The organism is Sedimenticola sp., from assembly GCF_050289425.1.
Taxonomy (GTDB): Bacteria; Pseudomonadota; Gammaproteobacteria; order Chromatiales; family Chromatiaceae; genus Sedimenticola.
On sequence record NZ_JBNKFS010000018.1, the window covers coordinates 1 to 21,800 of the forward strand.

General features: G+C 55.8%; 25 protein-coding genes. 10 read left to right on the plus strand and 15 right to left on the minus strand.

Annotation, left to right across the window (positions count from 1 at the left end):
• The 3 genes from ACQY5R_RS12910 to ACQY5R_RS12920 form a co-directional block, all read left to right on the plus strand.
• A partial coding sequence (locus ACQY5R_RS12910; protein WP_428609104.1) for a methyltransferase family protein occupies nucleotides 1-212 on the plus strand: 212 nt, incomplete at its 5' end.
• Nucleotides 213-241: 29 nt separating this feature from the next.
• Entirely contained in the window at nucleotides 242-679 is a 438-nt protein-coding gene (locus tag ACQY5R_RS12915) for a GFA family protein (protein WP_428609107.1), read from the plus strand.
• Between the two features lie 153 nt (nucleotides 680-832).
• Entirely contained in the window at nucleotides 833-1,237 is a 405-nt protein-coding gene (locus tag ACQY5R_RS12920) for a DUF1801 domain-containing protein (protein ID WP_428609109.1), read from the plus strand.
• An 80-nt stretch (nucleotides 1,238-1,317) separates the two neighbouring features.
• On the opposite strand, the gene ACQY5R_RS12925 is transcribed toward ACQY5R_RS12920, so the two are convergent.
• Nucleotides 1,318-1,917: a hypothetical protein gene (locus ACQY5R_RS12925; RefSeq protein ID WP_428609111.1), complete on the minus strand. Its 600-nt coding sequence runs from the start codon at nucleotides 1,915-1,917 to the stop codon at nucleotides 1,318-1,320.
• Between the two features lie 276 nt (nucleotides 1,918-2,193).
• On the opposite strand from ACQY5R_RS12925, the gene ACQY5R_RS12930 reads away from it, so the two are divergent.
• A complete protein-coding gene (locus ACQY5R_RS12930; protein WP_428609113.1) occupies nucleotides 2,194-2,484 on the plus strand; it encodes a hypothetical protein in 291 nt (96 codons plus the stop codon).
• A gap of 50 nt (nucleotides 2,485-2,534) precedes the next feature.
• Here ACQY5R_RS12930 and ACQY5R_RS12935 read toward each other — a convergent pair whose 3' ends face one another.
• Nucleotides 2,535-2,756: a DUF1127 domain-containing protein gene (locus tag ACQY5R_RS12935; protein WP_428609116.1), complete on the minus strand. Its 222-nt coding sequence runs from the start codon at nucleotides 2,754-2,756 to the stop codon at nucleotides 2,535-2,537.
• A 158-nt stretch (nucleotides 2,757-2,914) separates the two neighbouring features.
• Here ACQY5R_RS12935 and ACQY5R_RS12940 point away from each other — a divergent pair, with 158 nt between their 5' ends.
• A complete protein-coding gene (locus ACQY5R_RS12940) occupies nucleotides 2,915-3,832 on the plus strand; it encodes a LysR family transcriptional regulator (RefSeq protein ID WP_428609119.1) in 918 nt (305 codons plus the stop codon).
• Between the two features lie 73 nt (nucleotides 3,833-3,905).
• Here ACQY5R_RS12940 and ACQY5R_RS12945 read toward each other — a convergent pair whose 3' ends face one another.
• On the minus strand, nucleotides 3,906-4,472 hold the full coding sequence (locus ACQY5R_RS12945) for a NapC/NirT family cytochrome c (RefSeq protein ID WP_428609121.1): 567 nt from the start codon (nucleotides 4,470-4,472) through the stop codon (nucleotides 3,906-3,908).
• 80 nt (nucleotides 4,473-4,552) lie between these two features.
• Complete coding sequence (locus ACQY5R_RS12950) at nucleotides 4,553-5,278, minus strand: cytochrome c (RefSeq protein ID WP_428609123.1); 726 nt, start codon at nucleotides 5,276-5,278, stop codon at nucleotides 4,553-4,555.
• A 375-nt stretch (nucleotides 5,279-5,653) separates the two neighbouring features.
• On the opposite strand from ACQY5R_RS12950, the gene ACQY5R_RS12955 reads away from it, so the two are divergent.
• Entirely contained in the window at nucleotides 5,654-6,343 is a 690-nt protein-coding gene (locus ACQY5R_RS12955; RefSeq protein WP_428609125.1) for a transglutaminase-like domain-containing protein, read from the plus strand.
• A 287-nt stretch (nucleotides 6,344-6,630) separates the two neighbouring features.
• Here the strand turns inward: ACQY5R_RS12955 and ACQY5R_RS12960 are convergent, their stop codons facing one another.
• The 11 genes from ACQY5R_RS12960 to had all read right to left on the minus strand — a co-directional run bounded on the left by ACQY5R_RS12960 (nucleotide 6,631) and on the right by had (nucleotide 17,677).
• A complete protein-coding gene (locus ACQY5R_RS12960) occupies nucleotides 6,631-7,824 on the minus strand; it encodes an acyl-CoA dehydrogenase (RefSeq protein ID WP_428609127.1) in 1,194 nt (397 codons plus the stop codon).
• A gap of 155 nt (nucleotides 7,825-7,979) precedes the next feature.
• Complete coding sequence (gene fabG / locus ACQY5R_RS12965) at nucleotides 7,980-8,687, minus strand: 3-oxoacyl-ACP reductase FabG (RefSeq protein WP_428609130.1); 708 nt, start codon at nucleotides 8,685-8,687, stop codon at nucleotides 7,980-7,982.
• A gap of 10 nt (nucleotides 8,688-8,697) precedes the next feature.
• Nucleotides 8,698-9,618 carry a GNAT family N-acetyltransferase gene (locus ACQY5R_RS12970; RefSeq protein ID WP_428609133.1) on the minus strand — a complete coding sequence of 307 codons (921 nt, stop codon included), beginning with the start codon at nucleotides 9,616-9,618 and terminating at the stop codon, nucleotides 8,698-8,700.
• 146 nt (nucleotides 9,619-9,764) lie between these two features.
• On the minus strand, nucleotides 9,765-10,007 hold the full coding sequence (locus ACQY5R_RS12975) for a YfhL family 4Fe-4S dicluster ferredoxin (RefSeq protein ID WP_428609136.1): 243 nt from the start codon (nucleotides 10,005-10,007) through the stop codon (nucleotides 9,765-9,767).
• A gap of 30 nt (nucleotides 10,008-10,037) precedes the next feature.
• Nucleotides 10,038-10,880, minus strand: a complete 843-nt coding sequence (bcrD, locus tag ACQY5R_RS12980; protein WP_428609139.1) for a benzoyl-CoA reductase subunit D — start codon at nucleotides 10,878-10,880, stop codon at nucleotides 10,038-10,040.
• Between the two features lie 2 nt (nucleotides 10,881-10,882).
• On the minus strand, nucleotides 10,883-12,202 hold the full coding sequence (gene bcrA, locus ACQY5R_RS12985; protein ID WP_428609142.1) for a benzoyl-CoA reductase subunit A: 1,320 nt from the start codon (nucleotides 12,200-12,202) through the stop codon (nucleotides 10,883-10,885).
• A 12-nt stretch (nucleotides 12,203-12,214) separates the two neighbouring features.
• Complete coding sequence (gene bcrB / locus ACQY5R_RS12990; RefSeq protein WP_428609145.1) at nucleotides 12,215-13,510, minus strand: benzoyl-CoA reductase subunit B; 1,296 nt, start codon at nucleotides 13,508-13,510, stop codon at nucleotides 12,215-12,217.
• Between the two features lie 7 nt (nucleotides 13,511-13,517).
• Entirely contained in the window at nucleotides 13,518-14,678 is a 1,161-nt protein-coding gene (gene bcrC / locus ACQY5R_RS12995) for a benzoyl-CoA reductase subunit C (protein WP_428609147.1), read from the minus strand.
• Between the two features lie 2 nt (nucleotides 14,679-14,680).
• Nucleotides 14,681-15,451, minus strand: coding sequence for a cyclohexa-1,5-dienecarbonyl-CoA hydratase (locus ACQY5R_RS13000; protein ID WP_428609150.1), 771 nt, complete (start codon nucleotides 15,449-15,451; stop codon nucleotides 14,681-14,683).
• 3 nt (nucleotides 15,452-15,454) lie between these two features.
• Entirely contained in the window at nucleotides 15,455-16,591 is a 1,137-nt protein-coding gene (oah, locus tag ACQY5R_RS13005; protein ID WP_428609153.1) for a 6-oxocyclohex-1-ene-1-carbonyl-CoA hydratase, read from the minus strand.
• Nucleotides 16,592-16,603: 12 nt separating this feature from the next.
• Entirely contained in the window at nucleotides 16,604-17,677 is a 1,074-nt protein-coding gene (gene had / locus ACQY5R_RS13010; protein ID WP_428609155.1) for a 6-hydroxycyclohex-1-ene-1-carbonyl-CoA dehydrogenase, read from the minus strand.
• 208 nt (nucleotides 17,678-17,885) lie between these two features.
• Between had and ACQY5R_RS13015 the strand changes: the two genes are divergently transcribed.
• From ACQY5R_RS13015 to ACQY5R_RS13030, 4 genes are all read left to right on the plus strand, one after another.
• On the plus strand, nucleotides 17,886-19,649 hold the full coding sequence (locus ACQY5R_RS13015) for a 2-oxoacid:acceptor oxidoreductase subunit alpha (RefSeq protein WP_428609158.1): 1,764 nt from the start codon (nucleotides 17,886-17,888) through the stop codon (nucleotides 19,647-19,649).
• The gene (locus ACQY5R_RS13020) at nucleotides 19,649-20,488 is read left to right on the plus strand and encodes a 2-oxoacid:ferredoxin oxidoreductase subunit beta (RefSeq protein WP_428609160.1); all 840 of its coding nucleotides are present in this window, start codon (nucleotides 19,649-19,651) and stop codon (nucleotides 20,486-20,488) included. The genes ACQY5R_RS13015 and ACQY5R_RS13020 overlap by 1 nt, the downstream gene beginning before the upstream one ends.
• Entirely contained in the window at nucleotides 20,485-21,003 is a 519-nt protein-coding gene (locus ACQY5R_RS13025) for a hypothetical protein (protein WP_428609163.1), read from the plus strand. Before ACQY5R_RS13020 ends, ACQY5R_RS13025 begins: the two co-directional genes overlap by 4 nt.
• A gap of 372 nt (nucleotides 21,004-21,375) precedes the next feature.
• A complete protein-coding gene (locus ACQY5R_RS13030) occupies nucleotides 21,376-21,795 on the plus strand; it encodes a thioesterase family protein (protein ID WP_428609165.1) in 420 nt (139 codons plus the stop codon).
• The last annotated feature ends 5 nt before the right edge of the window (nucleotides 21,796-21,800 follow it).

Genomic DNA, 21,800 nt, shown 5'->3' on the forward strand with positions numbered 1-21,800 from the left:
TCTTCCGATCTGGTTATACCGGAAGTATTCTTCCACTGTTTGGTACTGTTCTTGCCCTTAGCTCGGTATGGACACTGATTCCTGCGGTCTTGGCATCCACCATCACTGTGATTAGAACCGCACTTGAAGACCAGACTTTACAGGAAGAGTTGCCCGGCTATCGAGACTATGTACACCGCGTACGCTTTCGTTTGTTTCCTGGGATATACTGAGAAACCGAAGTGAAGCAGGGTGAGAAACGGTGAACATGAAAATATTATCAGGCGACTGCCACTGTCGAAATATCACTTTTCAAATAGAGCTGACAAACGACTCCTCAACATATATACCCAGGGCATGTGATTGTGATTTTTGTAAAAAGCATGGTGCCTCCTATATATCTGATAAGGCTGGACAGCTAACGATCAAGGTAGAAAATGATTCAAATCTAAGCCGGTATAGGCAAGGCAGCGGAATGGCCGAGTTTTTACTATGTAAAGCGTGTGGCGTATTAATCGGGGCCGTCTATCGCGAGGCTGGTCAGATGTATGGGGCCATCAATAGTAAATCGATCGATAATGGGGCAGATTTTGGGAAGGAGAGCGTTACATCACCAAAGTTACTAGCCGACAGTGAAAAAATCGAACGATGGAGAGATCTTTGGTTTTCTAAAGTAGAGATTAAATTTGTAGGCGAATAACATTTTTTATGGCCTCCCGAGTCGGGACGATTGCACACGGTAAAAAGCACCAGCTGTTCCTCACCCTACTTTTGAATCCAGTGCATCGCGACGCTGTCTGTATCGAGGCAGTAGCCAGTCAGGGTGGGCATTATGTGAATGGAGCGCTCCAGCATGAAAGCGGAAGTTAAGGAAAAATTCGAAAGCTATCCCAGTCATATAAAACCACTTGTTCTTCAGTTGAGGGAACTGGTATTTAGCGTTGCAGAAGATTGGCAGTTAGGCGAGATCAACGAATTTTTGAAGTGGGGAGAACCAAGTTACCAGGTTAAAAACGGCAGTCCGATACGTATGGACTGGAAACCAAAGTTTCCGAATCAATATTTTCTATTCTTTCATTGTCAAACGAAACTTGTTGATACATTCCGAGAGCTGTATTCGGAAGTATTGGAGTTTGAAGGTAATCGCGCCATCGTGTTACATACAAATAGCGATCTACCAATAAAAGCCATTCGGCATTGTATAGAAATGGCAATGAGATATAAAAACATCAGGCACTTACCACTACTTGGCGCGTAGATGAACGCGCGGGCACACAAAACGCGCCCACCCTACCTACCTACCTGATCAGCGTAATAGATCGATCTGCTAGTGGAAATCTACGGCACCCGCTTCAAGTCACAGCGGATCTGCCCCTTCAGGAAATCATCCACCTGTATCAGTTTCTTGATGCCCCGACGAAACTCCCGGGTGGTGCCAAGGAGATCGGCGCAGTCACTCACACCATAGTTGTTGGAGTGGTTGCGACACACGGATACCGTCTGACCGTTCTCCTGAAACTGTACCCAACCGGTGGTAACGTACCTTTCATCCTGATCCCGAAACCGAATCGATCGACTCTCTCCTCTTACCAGGTCGAAGGCGATAGGTTTGGTGTCTCGCCATTTCCTGTGGTATCTGACTTCAAGCGGTTCCAAAACACACTGCACCAGGTCGCCGTAGCGGGCGTTCTGTCGCATTTGCATCAGCGCCTCTTGTTTTCTGGCATCGGCGTCTATCTTGGCTTGTCGTTCAAGGGCTTTCGCTTCAATGCGCGCCTTATCGAGTTCAGCCTGCTGTTCATACGCCTTGAGTTTTTGCTCCTGGGTCATCTGGGACCATTGCTCATCGGGGATGCGCAGCGGATTCGATGTCGTGCAGCCCGAGAGCAGCAGCAACGAAGCAAAGAGCAGGTGAAAGGCGAGAATCTTTGTATGCATGTGTCGGGCTCCTTATTAATCGAGGTCGACAGTTGAATGGATAGTTTATTGGTTGTAAGAATATACCGCCTAGCTGCGTTGGCGAGTCTTATTGGGGTTAATTTTGCCAGAATCTCTCGACAGTAAACCGTAACACCTTAACATTACACGCCAATTTTCCGGACATGGAGAAGTCCGGTTACTTAGTCTGACCGACTCGCGCTATCCCGCTTTCTCCGGTATGTGGTTAAAATAGGCGGATATTCTGTAGGTAGAGATGAAAAGCGGGAGCAATCAGTGCATAGAATCGTTCAAATAACTATCGCCACGATTCCCCTACTGTTAACACCCGTTCTGCTACTGCTGATCGGCGAAGATATTTTAAGTTTTGGCGGCGGGGAGAAGGATGTCGTCATCGCCATTCCGTGGCTGATCTGGTCGTTGATATTTGCCGTCTCTTCCTATGTGCTGATATTCAAGCGTTGGCGATTGAGACGCTGGTGGGTTAGATCCGCCATCGTCGCAACCGCGACGCTGGTTATCCTTTGGCTAGTCCTGTTTTTGTTGAGTATTGCAGGGTTGGTTTAAGTGGGTTCGGTCGGATGGCACGTTTCCGTGCTCATCCAATCCGACGACCTTCACTCCTTCCAGAACGGTTTACTACCCTCATTGTCCGCATCCGCCCGGCTGACGCCAATGTCACTGAGCAAACGGTCATCCAGCTTGAGCAGCGCCTGGCGCTGGCGTTGCCTCTCGTAGGCGGCGTACAGCCATTGAAAGACCGGGAGCACCCGTGCGTTGAACCCGATCAAGCGAAAATTTGATGCCTGTAGATTGAGTTGTTTGGTCTGCGTTGTCATGATCGCTCCTTATCCTGATTGCCTGGCGATCAAGCTACGCCTCCCCTCCTAATCGATCCAATCGTATGATCCGATACCGCCCTTCAGGAATTGTGATGACACGAATAGCCCGATATCTGCTTTAATTAACCATCAATTAAGCTCCCTGTGAGGAACCCATGGAACTCTACCAACTCAAGACCTTTGTGAAGGTGGCCGATGAAGGCAATCTGACCCGCGCCGCCGAACTGCTGTTCACCAGCCAACCGGCCATCAGCGCCCATATCAAGGCGTTGGAAGAGGAGTTGGGGGTCGAATTGTTCCAGCGCACACCGAAGGGGATGCAGCTCACCCCCTCGGGCGAACTGCTGTACCAAAAGGCGGCGGGCATTCTGGCTTCAGCAGACGAACTAAAATCGGCTGCCCAATCACTGCGACAGGAGTTGGTGGGCGAGCTCAAGATCGGCGTACATACCGATTTTGAATTTGTGCGTATCGCCGAGCTGTTAAGAGTCTTTACGGCGAAACACCCCAGGATACAACTGCATTTCCTGGCGGGCATGTCAGCCACCAACATCCCCGATGTACGCAAGGGCAATCTGGATGGGGGCTTTTTCTTCGGTCCGGTAAAAAGTGCCGACCTGACCACCCTGGAATTAGCCCAGGTTCCCATGAAAGTAGTGGCACCGGCTGCCTGGCGTAACCGGGTGGAGCAGGCATCGCCCGAAGCCTTGTGCGCCTTACCCTGGATCTACACGTCACAAAACTGCCCCTTCTACACCCTGCGCAATCAAATGTTCAGCGGATATCCCTGCACCCCCAATAAAGTGGCCTTTGTAGACAGTGAAGACGCCATCCGGGAACTGATCAGGGCCGGTTCCGGTATCGCCCTGCTGCGTCAGGACGATGCCGAAACGATGGAGCGAGAGGGCGTGGGTTACTGCTGGTCAGGAGAAGTCCCTTCCATCGCACTTAGCTTTACCGTGCAAAAGCGGCGCCAGAACGAACCGCTGATTCAGGCAGCTATAAAAGAGATCACAGCGCTCTGGGGTGTCGAGATGGAAGCTCCGCTGGAGAAGCTGATCGATTCGGCTTGAGTCACCGCTGCAGGGTGGGTGTAAAAAACGCACCCACCCTGCACAACTTACACCTTATTAAAACAGTACCTGCTTAATCATCCTTCTCGTAGTCATCAGGTAGTTTATGGGCAATGCCCTTATGACAATCAATGCAGGTCTTGCCCTTTTCCATACCGGGCTGCATCTTCTCTTTGGCACGATTACTCTGTTTGTGAAAATCCATAGCATCCGTAGCATGACAATTGCGACAGGCCCGCGAGTCGGTCTCTTTCATGGTCGCCCAAACATGCTCGGCCAGCTCCAGGCGTTTCGCCTCGAACTTTTCCGGTGTATCCACCGTACCGATAATTTTATGCCACACCTCTTTTGAAGCATAAATCTTTCGCAGCATCTTTGCGCCCCAATCTTTCGGCACATGACAATCCGGACAGGTGGCACGCACACCAGTCGGGTTTTTGTAGTGAATACTTTTTTTGTACTCTTGATAAACCAATTGCTCCATCTCGTGACAAGAGATGCAGAACTCCAGCGTATTGGTGGATTCCATAACCGTATTGAAGCCTACCCAGATAATAATACCCGCGACGCCGCCTGTGCCCACAAGAGCCAGCAACGCCTTGCTAGGGTTGATACGGATCCATTCAATCAATCTTTTCATCGTAGATCTGCCTGTACTGCTGACAATGAAAAGCCCTGCCAAAAACCTTTCTGGCAGGGCTGACAACGTTCTATAAACGGTTACCGCTCTTTCGGTAGGGTCTGGGCGTAGGCCGCGATATCCAGCACATCCTGGCGGGTGAAGGCACGCAGTGCGGGCATCTTCTCGGCAGGTTGACCGTTGAGTATCTTGTTCAGGTGCTCCCAAGGATTGCCACTGGCATTGTCACCGAGTGTCTCGCCCATATCTTTCGGAAGAAGACCTTTCTCTCCGTGGCATTTTGCACAGGCGGTTTCAAACATCTGCTTACCGTTAACCGGATCGCCCTTTACCTTTTTCGTGGCCCGGTCTATGTAATCATCCATATTGACCTGCCCCTTACTGACAAACATCGCCAGATCATTCAAATCAGCCATTGCCATTTTATCCGCGTAACCGTGTTTCGGATCTTTTAGCAGTGCGACGATTTCGCTAACCGGTTTACCGGCCGCACCTTGAATGCCTTTGATACCGGTAAAGTGTGATCCCTTTGCATAGGCACCATCCTTGCCCATAAAATCCCAACCATGGCACTCTTTGCAACGCCAACTGTCCTTGGCCTTCTTCCCCTCTTTTGGATAAAGCGCATGAGTAGTTTTCGGCTTCTCAACATCAATGACCTTATACCACTTGTCATACAACATTCCGCCACGGGCGATAGATGCCTGATTATCGGCAGCCTGTGCCACTGTTAAGCCGACGACAGTCAATGTCGAGACAAGTACAAGCGCCCACACACCCTTCTCTATTACACCTGTTTTTTTCATGCTTCTGACTCCAATTAAGAGTGACACGGCCAATTCCGCTGTCGACACCTTACATCTTCAACCTTAAGAAAACATTAAGGAGAAGTAAAAATAGGTAGCTATATTTTAGCACAATAGAAACATCACTCAGCATTATTGATGTACTTCACAAGGTGATCGACAAAGCTGAGGGTTTGTGTCGATCGGTCGAGCATGCCTGAAACTGGCCAGGCCAACCCGGCGAGTGAGTAAATTTGAATCACGCTGTCGTAATCAGCCGCTTTGCGGGCAACCGATCTCGCATGACAACAGCGCACAAGTGCTAATTTTACTGCCCTGTATCTGGCCATAACCCGCCTCTCCGGTTACCCTGTCGTTCACAAAAGGAGACGCGGTATGTCCGACACCCAGCCCCAATCCAGCCAAGCCATGACGGTCTACCTCCAGCCCGGTCGTTTTATCGACGCCGATGATCCGCGTGTTATCGCTTTTACCGACCAGCACCGGGTAAGCGACGAGCCGGAGGTCGCGGCGGCCGTACGTCTGTATCTCGCGGTACGTGACGAGGTCGTCTACGACCCGTATCGGGTGGGTCCGGATCCGCGCTACTTTCGCGCCAGTGACTGCCTGACTACCGGTAGCGGTTTCTGCATTCCCAAGGCGGCGTTGCTGGCCGCCTGTGCCCGCGTCATCGGCATACCGGCTCGGGTCGGCTATGCCGATGTGCGTAACCACCTCTCGACCAAGAAACTCGACGAGTTGATCGGCGGCAATGTCTACGCCTGGCATAGCTACACCGATCTCTACCTGGAAGGGAAGTGGGTCAAGGCGACACCGGCCTTTAACAAACAGCTGTGTGAGCGTTTCGGGGTACATGTACTGGCGTTCGACGGCCGCCACGACTCCCTGTTGCAGGCCTACAATACCGCAGGAGATCGGCACATGGAGTACGTACGGCAACGCGGCGTGTTCAAGGACGTGCCCTACGAATCGATTCTCGCCGATTTCGAAGCGCACTATCCACGTTGGCTACATCATCGAGCGGACCTTGACGATGCGCTATTTGGACATCAAGGCAACGTTTAAACGGCAGACAAACCGCTCCCGCACATCCCTGTGCTCCGCGGCATAAGTCCATCCCCCTACAACGCCGCTCCCGGCCATCCTTGGCCTCCGCGGCATAAGTCCATCCCCGTCCAACGCCGCTCCCGGCCATCCTTGGCCTCCGCGGCATAAGTCCATCCCTGGACAAAAAAAATGGGCCTCTGGAAAGTGAGGCCCTAAATGAGAGAATAGGAGACTAGATGATCAAGCCTGCCGGCAGTCCGAGACTGCCGGCATTTCGCCACCTCAACCTGGGCGGCAAAATCGGGTTATGGCGCGAACGCCTGAATGCCGGTCTGGGCACGACCCAGAATCAGCGCATGCACATCGTGGGTACCTTCATAGGTATTGACCGCTTCCAGATTCATGGCGTGACGAATGACATGGAACTCATCCGAAATACCGTTGCCACCGTGCATATCACGAGCGATGCGGGCGATATCCAGCGCCTTGCCGGCGTTGTTGCGCTTCATCAGAGAGATGGCCTCCGGTGCCGCCTGGCCGGCGTCAAACAGACGACCCAGTTGCAGACAGCCCTGCAGACCCAGTGTGATCTCGGTCTGCATGTTGGCCAACTTCAACTGGATCAACTGATTGGCGGCCAACGGCCGGCCAAACTGTTTACGGTCCAGGGTGTAAGTCAGCGCACGGTGCCAGCAATCCTCGGCCGCCCCCAGTACACCCCAGGCAATACCGTAACGAGCGCGATTGAGACAGCCGAAAGGTCCGGCCAGCCCCTTCACATTAGGCAGCAGATGTTCCGCCGGGACGAATACCTCGTCCATGACGATCTCGCCGGTGATGGAGGCACGTAACGAGAACTTGCCTTCGATCTTGGGAGCGGAGAGGCCTTTCATGCCCTTCTCCAGAATAAATCCGCGAATCACGCCTTCGTCGTCCTTGGCCCAGACAATGAAGACGTCGGCGATCGGTGAATTGGTAATCCACATTTTGGAGCCGGAGAGGGAGTAGCCGCCATCCACTGTACGGGCACGGGTTTTCATGCCAGCGGGGTCAGAACCGTGATCGGGTTCGGTCAGACCGAAACAGCCTACCAGTTCGCCGGTGGCCAGTTTCGGCAAGTATTTTTCCCGCTGCTCTTCGGTACCGTAGGCATAGATGGGGTGCATCACCAGACTCGACTGCACGCTCATGGCGGAACGGTAACCGGAGTCGACCCGCTCCACCTCGCGGGCAATCAAACCGTAAGAGACATAATTAAGGCCGGCGCAGTCGTAACCGTCGATGGTGCAACCCAGCAATCCCAACTCGCCCATTTCGTTCATGATTTCACGATCGAAACGTTCGTGCCGGTTCGCTTCCAGTACCCGCGGCATCAACTGCTCCTGGCAGTACTTGTTGGCGGTGTCACGCACCATCCGCTCCTCCTCGGTCAACTGCTGATCCAGGAGTAACGGGTCATCCCATTTGAATGGAGCTCTTGCCTGTGTTTTTGAATTCATAGCCACTCTTCCGGTTATCTGAGAAGGGCGGATGCGCTGCACTTATCCACCCTGCGTCTGTATCAATTGTAGGGTGGGCACGTCGTTTGTGCCCACCATCTTGTTCCGTACCGCCCGCTGCGCGTGGGCATAAAAAGCATGCCCACCCTACCCAGCTAAATATATTGACCGCTGTCGACCTTAATGACTTCACCGGTAATCATACGCGCCGCATCGGAGAGCAGGAACAGTACTGCATTGGCAATATCTTCCGGTGTCGCCAACTCCTTCAGCACGGTCTCATCCAGCGCCTTCTGCAGAAACTCTTCCGGCAGTTTTTTCGCCATCTCGGTCAACACCATGCCGGGCGCCACGGCGTTAACCGTCACCCCTTTGCCACCCAGCTCCCGGGCGGCGGTCTTGGTGAGGCCGATCATACCCGCTTTGGCGGCACTGTAGTTGGCCTGGCCGAATTTACCGCGCATGCCGTTAATGGAGGTGATATTGACGATCCGTCCATGGCCCTTTTCACGCATCCGCGGCGCCAGCGCCCGAATCAGATAAAACGCGCCGCCCAGGTTGATGTTGATCACCGAGTGCCACTCTTCATCACTCATCTTGGCGATACTGCGATCCCGGGTGATGCCGGCATTGTTCACCAACAGCGTCAGATCGTCGGGCAGTTCATCTACCGCCGCCTGCACACTCTCCGGGTCACCGATATTTACCTGATGAAAAATACCGGGCGTCGACCCGCTTTCTCCCCTACTCAGATCAAATACGTGGACCTCGGCACCGGCCGCTTCCAACATCTCGGCCACCGTACGGCCGATACCGCTGGCACCGCCGGTCACCACTGCTTTTGTGCCTGAAAAATCCCACATATCGATCTCCTCAGAGGGCGCAGGAGAGTGACAACTCCTGGGCCGGCCGGAACCCCGAGCTGGCCAGGAAACGGTTCAGGTCGAAATTCTCCCACTCCACTTCGGTGCGCACATGCTCCACCTGCAGCGAAGCCAGGTTATCCATCAGCTGGGCCATCAGTGCGGAGCCGATTCCGGCCCCTTTGTACTCCGGCCCAACGCCCAAGGTATCGACCACGGCGGTCGATTCGGCACAGCCGAAGCTACCGTAATCGACCCGCGCCATAATGAAACCGGCTACCAATCCATCCTGCTCCGCCACCATGGAAACACGGATGCCGCTGTCCGAGATCACCTCGGCCACCTTCTGTTTCAGGTAGGTTTCGCGATCTTCGCTGGTGATGTGCTTGTCGATGCGCCGGATCGAATCCAGATCGGACTCGGCCAGGGAGCGTACCGGACGCAAGCCGATATCCTCCTCTTCCTCCAGCTCCAGTTCCAGCGGGCTGGTATCCCGGGTCAACACATTACGTGCAGCGAGACTGAAGCCGGCATTGGCGAAGTAAGCGAGCAGTTCTTGCTGATGCCAATTGGCCTGTGTCCGCAAGGTATCACAACCCCGTTTTGCCGCTTCTTCCTTCAATGCATTCATCAGCTGCATACCGACACCCGAGCCCTGCTCGCCCGGCTGCACGCCGAGAGCATCGATCACGGCCACCGGCTGACGGGTACCGAATTCACCTCGCAAGACATGGGCAAACAGAAAACCGCAAAGCTGATCATTCACGCTGGCGACAAAACTGATATAGGTTTCCGGGGAGCGACCCATCGCCTGCAGACGTTTATTGAAAAACTCCGGGCGCGCATTGCCGCCCAGATTCTTATCCAGACCAATGACCTGCTCAATATCGCCTTCCTGCAGCGGCTGTATTTGGCATTTTTTTTCCGACATCTCAACCCACCTCCGGGTATTGTGTTAAGCATGCGATGCGTCAAAGCGCATCGCCTGTCTCATACGGCGGGCGAGCGGCTCCACTGCGGATCGGTATGGCTTGATCCCATCCGCGGGAGCGGTTGCCCGATTTGACCTGCAATCACTCAGTGTAGCGAGTCGTACTTCGCCTGCAGCGCTTCCTGGGTCTCCTCAAAATCCGGATTGGGTACGATACAATCCGGCGGGCAAACCAACTGGCACTGCGGCTCATCTTCGGCGCCGACACACTCGGTGCACTTCAGCGGGTCGATGATATACATTGGGTCACCGGCGGTGATGGCATCATTCGGGCACTCGGTCGGGCAGGCATCACAAGCCGTGCAGTCTTCATTAATCATAAGGGCCATAGCTGTTTCTCCTTACGTATAAATAGTGGGTTAGGACGCGATGGCCAGTGAGCCCTGCTCAGCCAGCTTCTCGTAACGATAAGCACCCCAGATAGCGGCACCGATGGCGCCGGCGTAGGGTGAATCAGGGTGATTAACCGCCTTGGTCGGAATCTTCATCTTAACCATAGACTCATTGATCGAATCCATCAGCCCCTCATCCAACGCCAAGCCGCCACTCAGGAAAGTAACACCTTCATTGGCCTTGATCACGCGCAACAATTTCACCAGTCGACCCGCCATGGAGTCGTGGATACCGCGCAGGATGTTGGGTGCCGAGATACCGCGGGAAACCATGTTGATCACATCGGTCTCGGCCAGCACCGCGCAGATGCTGGAGACGTTTTCCGGATTGTCCGCCTGCTTGGAGAGTTCGCCGATCTCGTTCTGGGCAATACCCAGGTAGCGGGAGATATTCTCCAGGAACTGACCGGAGCCCGAGGCGCACTGGCTGGTCATGCGGTAGGTCAACACCTTGCCGTGCTCGTCCATCTTGACCGCACGCCCGTTCAGGGCGCCCATATCCAGCACCGAGCGCGATTCAGGGTTGAGGTAGATGGCGCCACGAGCGTGTGTGGTCATGGAGTAGAAGTGACCGGTGGAAAACTCGATATTCTCACCCTCGCCGGTGGTGGCGGTGTAGTGGATATCGCCTTCGGTCAGACCCGCCTCTTCGATCACTTCGTCGTAGGCGCGCCGCGCCAGCTCCATCGGATCACGTTGGCGGATCTTATCGTTGCGGCGGGCTACCCACTCGATGTTGTCACCGTCGATCTTGAACAGTACGGTCTTGATACAACCGGTGCCCACGTCTATGCCTATACTTGTCGTCATGGTTATGCCTCCTCAACGGCACGACGGGCAAACTCCGCACCGCCCAGTGCACCGGTATAAATTGAATCCGGGTTGATATTGATCTGAACGTCACCGTAGTTTTCATTGACCAACTCACGCAGCTGCTTGACGGCGGCTTCGTTTTTGGCCACGCCACCGGTGAAGGTGAACTCATCAGTGATACCGCCGGAGCGGGAGATAATCGACATGGCGCGCAGAATGATGGCGCGGTGCAGACCGGCCATGATGTCCTCGCGTTTCTCGCCCAACGCCAACCGGTCACGTAGCTCAGCGCCGGCGAACACGGTACAGGTCGAGTTGATACGCACCGTCTTGTTGGCCTTCATCGCCATCGGACCCAGTTCGTGCAGACCCAGGTTCATCTCGTCGGCAATATAACCGAGGTAACGTCCGCAACCGGCGGCACAACGGTCGTTCATCTGGAAGTTAACCACGATGCCCTTGTCATCGATCTGGATACCCTTGGTGTCCTGGCCACCGATATCCAGCACGGTGCGGGTCTTGGGATACATCAAGTGAGCGCCCAATCCGTGACACAGAATCTCGGAGCGGATGTGCTCTTTCGGGAACGGCAGACGTACCCGGCCATAACCGGTACCGACTACGTAGGTCTCTTCCAGCTCCATGTCCAATACGCTCTTGATCGCCTTCATCACATCGTCCGAATTGACGCTAAGATCGGTCTCTTCAGCCAACACGTTTTTCAGGGCGCGCAGGAACTTGCCTTCCATGTCATCATTCGGCGGCCGGTTCTCCACCTCGATGATCGACTTGTCGTAGATATTGATCAGGGTATCGAAATTCATCCCCATCTCTTTCGCGGTCGCCTCGGCAATGTTCATATACTCGGAGCCGGCCAGGTCGCGGAAGAAGTCGGATTTTCTCACTACGCCCGGCGCGAACAGACCCTGCAGTTTGTTGGCAAGACGTTCAAACGCCACATCCAGTACCGCGCAGATCTTATCCTTCTGCCCCGGGTAACGCAGATCACCGGCGTTCTCGGCACAGGTCCGATGCAGGTCATCCAACTGCTCCAGGAACAGCTCCAGACGGAAGTGACGCTCCAGATTCAACAGCAGGCGATCGATCTTCTCGCCCTCCAGCCCGGATAATCCCTCCAACGCACGATGGAACAGGGTCAGACGGGTGCTGATGAACGCTTCCAGCTTGGCCACGCGGCTGGCGGTATCGTAGTTGGAACGGGAGTTGGTGATACCGCGGCCCAATACTTCACCATGCTCATCCATCACCACGGCCTTGGTGGTGGTGGAACCCAGGTCAATGCCTATATAACACTTCATGCTGTGGCCCCCTTATGCGCTCTTTCTGTTGGAACGACGTTTCTGATCGACCATCTGGAAATAACTCTCCAGGCGGTTTTTCACGTTGGCCGCAGAGAAGTAACGTGGATCAACCAGATCGGTCTCAATGAACGCGCCCGGTTTGCCGGTGCGTTTCTCGATTTCATTCATCATCATCAGCTGGCCGGCGGAGAAGCTGTTGCAGCTCTTGATGGAGTTGATGAGCAAGCCGTCAGCCTGGTACTCATTCATGTACTTCTCGATCATGTCGACACGGCTCGGCATGTTGCGGTTGGTGTAACAGCCCAGGCAGTAGTCGGCCAACGACTCCAGCGGATTGGTCGGGTCATGGCGGAAACCGAGGTCATAAACACCACCCACTTTGGTGTAGGTGCTGGCCACAACCACCGCGCCTTCGTCGTAGAACATCTTCCAGAACTCACGGAAGCTGGTCCAGTTAGGCGGACCCTCTACCACCAGGCGGTATTTCTCTTCGCCCATGTCACCTTCCGGCGTAATGGGGCCAAGGCCGGCCTCTATCCGTTTTTCGATTTCACCGCGCAGCAACTGGTAGTACTCGATCGCATCCTGGGTACCGCGGAAAGCGGTGAAGATCGGGCCGATGTAATAGACGCCGCCGAAGTAGGCATCGATCGGTGAGCGTACGTTCTTGGCACTCTCCAATACCCACACCAGGTCATCTTCCGCCTTGGCGGAGCGGGCCAGATTCTCCCGCAACCGGTCGATGTCGAACTTGACGCCGGAAGCCTTCTCCAGTGCTGGGATCACCTCTTCCTTCAACTGCTTGACCACAAACTGGCGCATGTTGTCGGTGATGACGCCGTCGCCGGTATAAGGCACCTGTAACATCACGGTGTCGCAGTTGTACTCTTTACGCAGCAGCTCGAACCACTTCATGAAGGTGAAACAGCCGGTGTAAGAGAGCAGCAGCAGATTGGGTGGAGGCATCACCTTGCCATTGGGCGCGATATTGCCCTTCGACATCATGCCGATGTCCGCCTTCACATAGGTACAGACATCTTCCGAGTGGCCGCCACGTTCGGCGTCCATGATCATGCCGCCACTCTGCTTGCGCATGCCGTTGTTGATCGCATTGATCTCCGGCAGGTTGTTGAGCAGACCGAAGCTGTTGATCAGCTCATTCAGGTTACCCGGAACAAAGGTTGAGACGATCTTTTTGCCGGTCTCCGGTGCACTGGTCAGCGCATCGTAGTTGCGTGCGATCATCTCTTTCTGTTTGAGCATCGACGCTTCTTTGATGACTTCTGGATTGGTTGCAGTATTCATATTGGTCTTAGCTCCACAGTTTGATCGAGTCGGCAAAGGTACCTGCCTGTTCACGGATCGGCTGCATCTGACCCGAGTTCTCTGCATACTTGAAGGAGATGTGCGGTACGTTGTTTTCGCTCATCTTGGCGGCCAGCAAGGGACGTTCCAGCAAGGCCGGATCGCAGAAGCTGGGGGCGGCAAAGATCACGCCCTCGGCCTGGTTCTTGTTTACCGAATCCAGCAGGTACTGCCCCACTTTCTCCTGGGTGTCGCAGTACTTGGCGGAGGAGTCGGCCGAGTGGTGCAGGAAGGCGTCCGCCAGGTTCTTGATCGGGTCACCGTCGGTGGGCACCTCTTCCATCAGCCAGCGATTGACCAGCATGTAGTCGTCGTCCACCACGTAGCAGCCGGCCATCTCGATCGACTTGATCAGATTCAGCGGCGGCTGTTCGCAGAACGAACCGCAGGTGATGATGCGGCAGTTGTCGCGGATCGGTCGATCCTCTTCCTGGGCCGCGGCCAGATAGTCGGTCAACATCACGATATGCTCTTCCACCGGCAGTACCTGACCGGCGCGCATCAGCAGGTAAACTTCGGAGCTGGGCACTTTCCAGGGCTCGGCAGAGCGCATGGCGTAGACATCCCGCACCAGTTGACGGTGCTGGTTGTAAATCTTGATGGAGTTGCTTAGCGCCTCATCGCTGATGGTGTTACCGGAAAGCTTCTCCATGTCATGACGCAGCTCCTGCATCTCGTTCTGGTAATACTCGCCACCGATATCGTCACGGTAGTTCTGCGGTACGTCGAAATACTTGGCGTAGACATTCGGCTTCATCAGCTTCCACATACCGGAGAGGTTGCGGATCACGTCGCAGATACTGGGGAACAGCATACCGTCAACGAAGTCGAGACGACCGGTCAAGCCCAGCTCGATGGTGGAACGGGGAATGCGGCAGATGTAACTCTGATAGAAGGCGTCACCATGGATCACTTCCAGGCCATCGCCTCCACCGAGGATACCCAGGGGCAACATACCGGCGGCGTGGATGATCTCTTCCGGAATATAGACCGGCATGAATCCAACCACTTTGCGACCGGGTGCGGCCTCTTTCCAGGCACGTGATGCAGCGAAGGTGGTATCTTCATACAACTCTTCACAGCGTGCGATTATCTCTGCAGTACTCATACTTACCTGTCCTCCCATTTGGCTGGACGTTTCTCGAGGAATGCATTCAAACCTTCTACAGCATCATGACTGGCCATCAGACCGTCCAGATAAAGGGCTTCAACGCTTGCCAGTTTGGCTTTGATACGCGCCACCACGTCACTCCGCGCCGCCTGCACCGCGAAACGCAGTGAAGAGGCCGAGTGGGGCGCAAGAAATTTGTCGAAATAGGCGAGTGCCGCCGCCTGTGGATCGTCTGCCACCTGATTGACCAACCCCATACGCAGCGCTTCGTCGCTTTTCACACTGCGACCGGAAAACAACAGATCTTCTGCATTGGCCTGGCCGATCCGTTCCGGCAACAGACAGGAGGCGGCCGGGGCGAACACGGCCAACTGAATCTCCGGCTGTCCCAGTCGCGCATCGGTGGCGGCAAACAGCAGATTGCCGGCGGCGGCCACTTCCAGTCCGCCACCCAGGCATTGACCCTGAATGGCCACCAGGATCGGCACCGGGCAATCCAGCATGGTTTCAATCAGTTGATGCAGTGAGCGCAGCATGGCTGCGCAACTGCCGGGCAGATGCTCCTCCACACTGGCGCCGAAGCTGAAGTGGGGACCTTCAGCATCCAGCAGCACAGCACGCAGCGAAGCCTGCCCGGCATATTGCTCGAAGGCCGCTTGCAGTGCGCCGATCATGGCGGCATCCACAATATTGGCCTTGGGACGGTTGAGGCGCAGGCGCAGCAGCGCCCCGTCCCGGTCCATCCAAACTTTGAGCGGCGAATCGCTCATGCTTCAGCCCTCCTTACCCGGCATCAGACTTTCGATCAGTTCCGGAGTCCAAGGAGTAGCTTCCGCCAGGGCCTGGCGCAGGGCGACAAAATCGATCTCGCGGCCCACTTCGCGATTACCCTCGTTGAAGGCACGGAAGCCGGTACGCGCTTCGTTCATCATATTCAGGGCCAACCAAGCCCGGGAGTTCTCTTTGTTGCGATTCCACGCTTCCAGTTTCGGTTTGCGCAGTTCTTCCAGACTCTTGGTCATGCACTCGGGGAAGGTTTCGATCAGCTTGGCGCAGAGCGTTTCCACCGCCTCGTCCAGCAGGCTGAGGTCGACTTCGCCCTGCTTGATCAGCGCCTTGGCGGCTTTCGCTTCGTCACCGGTCTTGAATTCGCCGTGCACGATGCGGCCGTACTCATCCAACATCTTGTCGGTAACCGCCATCGGATTGGCGACAAACTTGCCGTCCACCTTCAGTGCCGGCACGATCTGGGAGACGATACCCAGGCGGTACGCCTTGTGCGCGGAGAAGGGTTCGCACAGGGTGCCGGAGACCATCGCCTGCTCACAGCCGATCATCACCGGCAGGAAATCGGTGGCGCCACCGATAGCCGCCGAACCGTGCTTGGGACCGGCCTGGCCGAAGTTCGCCAGATCCTGGGCCACGGAGTAATCCGCCGCCATGCCGATCTCTTGTCCGCCACCGATACGCATACCGTTGACCCGGCAGATTACCGGCTTGTCACAACCCAGCATGGCACTGACCATATCATTGAACAGGCGCATGTACTGGCGATACTCCTGGGGATTGCCGGCGTAATACTCGGCGTACTCTTTGGTGTTACCGCCGGTACAAAATGCCTTATCGCCGGCACCGGTGAAGACCACGGCATTGACGTCTCGCGCGCAACTGGCGGCACGGAAGGCGAGAATGACGCCCTTTACCATTTCGGTGGTGTAGGAGTTGTACTGGGCCGGATTGTTCAGGGTGATCCACATATTGTAGAGCCCCTCTGCCACGCTGCCGTCACGACGCTTGGCCGGACGCTTCTCCACCAGCAAACCCTCGAAGCTGAGCTCCGGCACCAGGTTGTGATCGACCATGGAGGCCGGTTTGCTATCGTTGATAATGCTGCGAGTTGAATCTCTCATAATACGTCCCCTTTAAAGATTCGGAACCAGAATGGCACGCTCGGTCAGAAGGTGGCCCTTGGCCGCCTCGAACACCGCGTTGATGTCGTTGAGTGAATGAAGTTTGACGAACGGCTTCATCTGGATCTTGTTCCGCATCACCAGATCCAACGCCTTCGGATAGTATTCGGGCAGACAACCCCAGTTGCCTTGCAGACGGGCACTGAAGGCCATCAGGTTGGAGAGGCGAACCTCCAGTTTGGCCATGGTGAAACCGACCACCGCCAGGTGCGATCCATAGGTGATCAGGCTGAAGGCGGTCTCTTGTCCGGGCGTTGAGCCGGAACACTCAAAGATCTTCCACTCGGTGGCACGCAGGCCGTTGGCCTTCACATGCTCCTTGATCAGTTTCTTGATCGCGCGGGCATCGTGCTCTTTGGCGTTCAGCGTCAACTCGGCACCAAAATCCTTGAGCTGATCCAGCTTGCCCTGATCCACATCGATGGCGACCACATGGGCGCCCAGGGCATGGGCAATCTGTACCGCGTAACCGCCGACGCCGCCGACACCGATGACGATAGCCACATCACCTTCGTTGATGTCGGCCAGTACCGCCGCCTGATAGGGAGTCGTGACCGCATCCGCCAATACCGCCACCTCGGCCAGACTCATACCGGCCGCCTCCAGCTGTTTCTCATCCACCGGACAGAGTCCGCGGGCCGGCACATTGATATGGCTGGCGAAGCCACCCTGGATATCGTTACCCGGCATCTTCTGGCTGCGGCACATGGTGCCCAGGCCGCGCTGACAGAGATCACACTCGCCGCACGGCATCACCGCGGGAATCACCACCGCCTTGCCCAACAGACCTTCGGCACCTTCACCACAAGCTACCACCCGGCCACTGATTTCATGCCCCAGGGTCAGTGGCAGCTCATGGTTGGTACGGACACCGTCATAGAGAAAACCGAGATCGGTATGGCAGACACCGCAACCGGCCACCTCTACCGTCACTTCTCCGGTAACCGGCGTCTCGAAGGTGCAATCCTCTTTAACGAAAGGCTCGCCCACGGCGGTCATTAGCCAACGGTATCCCTTAATACTCATAGTCTGTGGTCTCCGAAATTCTTATTTCACGCACTCATACTGTGGCAATGAATTATATTTCACTTTTAAGCCTTGTCAACCTAAATTCGTGTACTATATTTCCTTTGACACAGCCAATTTCATGAAATATGATTCATTTCACCTGCAACTAATCGGGTAATTCTGAGCAAAATCCTGAGATATATGTCCTATATATAAGGTATACCTAATGAATGATTCTGCATCCACTGAGATCGCCAAAGGCAGCTCCACCGGCGCTCCCCGCTCACTCTCCATTGCCATGCTCGGCAGTGGCGGTTCCGGTGTCATGACTGCCGGCCAGCAACTCCTGGACGCAGCGGGCCAAGCCGGCTGGTACGGCATGATGACCCGCTCATCAGGCCCGCAGATCCGCGGTGGTGAAGCCGCTGCCCTGCTGCGCCTCTCTCCACAACCGGTGGAGACCCACAAGGGCCGCTTCGACATCCTGTTGGCGATCGATTGGCTCAACGCCGACCGTTTCGTCGGCGAGATTATTCTCGACAGCGACAGCATCGTGATCGGTGATGTGGGTGGCCAGGTACCCGAGGCAATCAGCGCCATGGGCGGCCGTTATGTAGAGCTGCCGCTGGGCGAACTGGCCAAGGGGATCAGTGGGGGACGCCCCAATATGGTGGCACTCGGCGCACTGGCCCAGCTGATCAGCCTGCCGGTGGATGCCCTGGAAAAGGTATTGACCAAGTCACTGGCCAAAAAAGGTGAAGCGGCCATCGAAGCGAGCATGGCCGGGGTACGCGCCGGTATCGAGCAGGCGTCGGCCATCCCCGATATCCCGGCGTTCCGTATCGAAGCGAACAGTCAGCGGGAACGCTGGAGCATTACCGGCAACGAAGCGGCCGGTATGGGCGCCATCCGCGGCGGCATCCGCTTTGTCGCCGCCTACCCCATCACCCCGGGCACGGAAATCCTCGAATGGCTCGCCCCCAACCTGAAAAAGGTGGGCGGCGTGCTGGTACAGGCGGAAGATGAACTGGCTTCGATCAACCAATTGATTGGCGGCTCATTCGGCGGCACCCCGTCCCTCACCGCCACGTCGGGCCCCGGACTGGCATTGATGATCGAGTCGATCGGTTTGGCCGTCGCCTCCGAGACCCCAGTGGTCGTGGTGGACGTGATGCGTGGCGGTCCCTCAACCGGTATCCCGACCAAATCGGAGCAGAGCGATCTGAATATCGCCCTCTACGGCCTGCACGGCGATGCCCCCCATGTCGTGGTCGCCCCGATGTCGATCGGCGACTGCCTATTCACCACCCAGTGGGCCACCCATCTGGCAGAGAGCCTGCAGACCGCCGCGATCGTGCTATCCGATCAGTCGTTGGGCCAGACCCGCGCCCTGATCGACCGCCCGGCCGACATCGCCTTTGTCTCCGGCGGTCGCCAGATCACCAGCAAGTCGGAAGATTTCCGCCGCTATGTGGTCAACGAATCGGGCGTCTCGCCGATGTCGATTCCCGGTACCCCCGGCTGCCAGTACACCGCCGACGGTCTGGAACACTCGCCCACCGGTACGCCGTCGAGCCGCGCCGAGGACCATATCCAGCAGTTGAATAAACGTCAGCGCAAACTCGACCAGTTCGACTACGGCAACCACTGGGCCAAGGTCGAGGGTGAGGGCGAAATGGCCGTCCTCACCTGGGGTTCCAGCACCGGCCCGGTCAGCGAAGCGATCGATATGCTGGCGGCAGAAGGTCGCAAGGTCCGATTAATCAGCATGCGTCTGCTGTCACCGGCACAACCGGAACGGCTGGCCGCCGCCCTGGCCGGCGTGGCGCGCACGCTGGTGGTCGAGCAGTGCCACGGCGCCCAGTTCTACCACTATCTGCGCGCCCACTATGACTTGCCCGGCGAACTCCGCTCCATGGCGGTGCCCGGCCCCCTGATGATCCGTCCCGACGATGTCTACAGCGAACTGAAAGCGTGGGAGAACGCCTAATGGATACCGCAAACAGCTGTCCCAGCCTGAAACCGAATGAGTACAAATCCGGCACCAAGCCCGTCTGGTGTCCGGGATGCGGTGACTACAGCGTACTGCTATCCATAACCAAAGCGATGTCGGAGATGAACCTGGCACCGGAAAACGTCGCGCTGATCTCTGGTATCGGTTGCTCATCGCGCCTGCCGGCTTACCTCAATGTCTACGGTTTCCATGCCGTGCACGGCCGCGCCCTGCCGGTCGCTACCGGCCTCAAAGTGTCGCGCCCCGATCTGACCGTTCTGGCGGCGGGTGGCGACGGCGATGGTTTTTCCATCGGCGGCAACCACTTTATGCACGCCTGCCGGCGTAATGTGGACATGACCTATATCGTGATGGACAACCAGGTCTACGGCATGACTAAAGGCCAGGCTTCACCCACCACCGATCCCGATTGGGACAAGAGTAAACTGACTCCGGGCGGCACCAAGATCAATCCCTATTACCCGCTGGTGATCGCACTCGCCTCCGGCGCCAATTTTATCGCCCGCGCCTCCAGTACCGACCCCAACGGTGCCGCCAAGGTGTTGGTGGATGCGATCCGTCACCCCGGCTTCTCCTTCGTGCACATGCTCAGTCCCTGCGTCACCTTCCGCCCCGAACAGAAGGAGTGGAAAAAGACGGTACGCCCGGCCCCGGTCGAGCCGACCGGCGATGCCGCCGTCGCCGCCAAACGCTTGATGACCGATGACAACTTTTTCCTCGGCACCCTGTACAAGGGCAACCGGCCGGCCTACCAACCGGAGCTGAAAACCACGGTGGAGCATATTTCTGAACTGGAACAGGGGTTCATCCTATGACACCGCTGCGCATCGCCAACAAGGCCGAGCTGCTGGCCCGCACCCTGACCATGTTGTCGGAAACGGTTGAACGTTACGACCTGTTTGCCGACCAGATGGAGGTGGTGAACAACCCGGAAGCGGCGGAGATATTTCGCTGGCTGGAGAAAAAACAGAGTGATCGAACCCGCGTGGTCCAGGAACTGAGCGAAGGGTTATCACTGCCGCACATTTCACCTTGGGATTACAACTGGGAAGACGCCATCAATATCGAGGTACCGGGGCATAGCAGCGCCCACTACATGATGACGCCCTATCACACCCTGTCATTGGCCATTGACGTGGAGCAGAGCGCCGCCGATCTGTTTGCAGATATCGAACAAAATGCCGAACTGCCGGAGGTTAAAAAACTGGCGCACGGCTTTGCCAGAGAAGCCGGTGATTATTGTGATTACCTGAAGCAAAAACGGGAACAATATCCGCAACCGGAAGCGGGCTGGGACGAGGACGAAGACCCTCCGCTTCTGCTTGAATAGTTGCTTATGAAACCTTTATTTGTTTTTTTTGATTGCAGCAAAAAATAGTTAGTCGTCGATGATCATCGAAACGGAGGTGACTAACTGGGCAATGTAGCTAGGTAGGGTGGGCACGCCTTTTGTGCCCACGCGGAAGGTGCGACGTGAATAATATGGCGTGCAGATATACGGGTTAACCCAAAGACGCATCGATGCCGACAGCCGCAGTTCATGACAAATGTCATAAACAGGCAAGATCAGAACAAAAAGAGGTTGACGCAAAATCAATTTAGTTTATTTTGAAACTAAATTAATAAAAATAATTCAGAACGCGAAAACTGTATCGGTTTATTCCAGTAACCCGATACAGCATCCTTACTTTAAGAACAACAGATGAAGGCATTGGTGATGAAAGAGAGTTTACAGGCAGGATTATCCAGAACCGACCGCTACGAAATCGACAAACCCCGTACCGTAAACTTTGTGGGTGACGACTGCGCGGTCTACTCCACGCCCAGCCTGATCTACGACATGGAAGTGACCAGTCGCAACCTGCTGCTGGAACACCTGGATGCCGGTGAAGACTCTGTCGGCACCCGCGTGGAGATGGATCACACCGGTGCCACCCTGCTCGGCATGTGGGTCGAGATCACCGCCACCATTACGGAAGTGAAGGGCCGTATGGTGAGCTACGAATTTAGCGCCCGCGATGCCTTGGAAAATGTCGCCAAGGGTAAGCACACCCGCTTTATCGTGGATACCGAACAGACCGCTGCACGTCTCAAGGCCAAAGCCGCAAAAGCCACCAGCTAAGGCAG

What these genes read in the sequence shown, in the direction of transcription:
- fabG (WP_428609130.1), bottom strand. Translation starts at nt 8,687, where the DNA reads ATGTGGGATTTTTCAGGCACAAAAGCAGTGGTGACCGGCGGTGCCAGC.
- bcrB (WP_428609145.1), bottom strand. Translation starts at nt 13,510, where the DNA reads ATGAATACTGCAACCAATCCAGAAGTCATCAAAGAAGCGTCGATGCTC.
- had (WP_428609155.1), bottom strand. Translation starts at nt 17,677, where the DNA reads ATGAGTATTAAGGGATACCGTTGGCTAATGACCGCCGTGGGCGAGCCT.
- ACQY5R_RS12940 (WP_428609119.1), top strand. Translation starts at nt 2,915, where the DNA reads ATGGAACTCTACCAACTCAAGACCTTTGTGAAGGTGGCCGATGAAGGC.
- ACQY5R_RS13015 (WP_428609158.1), top strand. Translation starts at nt 17,886, where the DNA reads ATGAATGATTCTGCATCCACTGAGATCGCCAAAGGCAGCTCCACCGGC.
- ACQY5R_RS12950 (WP_428609123.1), bottom strand. Translation starts at nt 5,278, where the DNA reads ATGAAAAAAACAGGTGTAATAGAGAAGGGTGTGTGGGCGCTTGTACTT.
- ACQY5R_RS12920 (WP_428609109.1), top strand. Translation starts at nt 833, where the DNA reads ATGAAAGCGGAAGTTAAGGAAAAATTCGAAAGCTATCCCAGTCATATA.
- oah (WP_428609153.1), bottom strand. Translation starts at nt 16,591, where the DNA reads ATGAGAGATTCAACTCGCAGCATTATCAACGATAGCAAACCGGCCTCC.
- ACQY5R_RS12970 (WP_428609133.1), bottom strand. Translation starts at nt 9,618, where the DNA reads ATGTCGGAAAAAAAATGCCAAATACAGCCGCTGCAGGAAGGCGATATT.
- ACQY5R_RS12955 (WP_428609125.1), top strand. Translation starts at nt 5,654, where the DNA reads ATGTCCGACACCCAGCCCCAATCCAGCCAAGCCATGACGGTCTACCTC.
- bcrA (WP_428609142.1), bottom strand. Translation starts at nt 12,202, where the DNA reads ATGAAGTGTTATATAGGCATTGACCTGGGTTCCACCACCACCAAGGCC.
- ACQY5R_RS12975 (WP_428609136.1), bottom strand. Translation starts at nt 10,007, where the DNA reads ATGGCCCTTATGATTAATGAAGACTGCACGGCTTGTGATGCCTGCCCG.
- ACQY5R_RS13030 (WP_428609165.1), top strand. Translation starts at nt 21,376, where the DNA reads ATGAAGGCATTGGTGATGAAAGAGAGTTTACAGGCAGGATTATCCAGA.
- bcrD (WP_428609139.1), bottom strand. Translation starts at nt 10,880, where the DNA reads ATGACGACAAGTATAGGCATAGACGTGGGCACCGGTTGTATCAAGACC.
- ACQY5R_RS13020 (WP_428609160.1), top strand. Translation starts at nt 19,649, where the DNA reads ATGGATACCGCAAACAGCTGTCCCAGCCTGAAACCGAATGAGTACAAA.
- ACQY5R_RS12960 (WP_428609127.1), bottom strand. Translation starts at nt 7,824, where the DNA reads ATGAATTCAAAAACACAGGCAAGAGCTCCATTCAAATGGGATGACCCG.
- ACQY5R_RS13000 (WP_428609150.1), bottom strand. Translation starts at nt 15,451, where the DNA reads ATGAGCGATTCGCCGCTCAAAGTTTGGATGGACCGGGACGGGGCGCTG.
- bcrC (WP_428609147.1), bottom strand. Translation starts at nt 14,678, where the DNA reads ATGAGTACTGCAGAGATAATCGCACGCTGTGAAGAGTTGTATGAAGAT.
- ACQY5R_RS12945 (WP_428609121.1), bottom strand. Translation starts at nt 4,472, where the DNA reads ATGAAAAGATTGATTGAATGGATCCGTATCAACCCTAGCAAGGCGTTG.
- ACQY5R_RS12935 (WP_428609116.1), bottom strand. Translation starts at nt 2,756, where the DNA reads ATGACAACGCAGACCAAACAACTCAATCTACAGGCATCAAATTTTCGC.
- ACQY5R_RS12925 (WP_428609111.1), bottom strand. Translation starts at nt 1,917, where the DNA reads ATGCATACAAAGATTCTCGCCTTTCACCTGCTCTTTGCTTCGTTGCTG.
- ACQY5R_RS13025 (WP_428609163.1), top strand. Translation starts at nt 20,485, where the DNA reads ATGACACCGCTGCGCATCGCCAACAAGGCCGAGCTGCTGGCCCGCACC.